This window comes from Pantoea sp. WMus005, assembly GCF_013415305.1.
Lineage (GTDB): Bacteria > Pseudomonadota > Gammaproteobacteria > Enterobacterales > Enterobacteriaceae > Pantoea > Pantoea rara.
Map to the genome: position 1 here is coordinate 1 of NZ_JACBXU010000034.1, position 255 is coordinate 255.

Genomic DNA, 255 nt, shown 5'->3' on the forward strand with positions numbered 1-255 from the left:
GAGAGGCCCGAAGGTCCCCCTCTTTGGTCTTGCGACGTTATGCGGTATTAGCCACCGTTTCCAGTGGTTATCCCCCTCTATCGGGCAGATCCCCAGACATTACTCACCCGTCCGCCACTCGTCACCCGAGGAGCAAGCTCCTCTGTGCTACCGTCCGACTTGCATGTGTTAGGCCTGCCGCCAGCGTTCAATCTGAGCCATGATCAAACTCTTCAATTTAAGTTTGATTTGCTTAAACAAGTTAAGCGGTGCTCA

1 rRNA gene is annotated in these 255 nt (G+C 53.3%); it reads right to left on the reverse strand.

The window, feature by feature from the left end:
• Positions 1-219: ribosomal RNA gene (locus HZZ01_RS20815) — 16S ribosomal RNA — on the reverse strand; the annotation flags it as partial.
• Positions 220-255 lie beyond the last annotated feature (36 nt).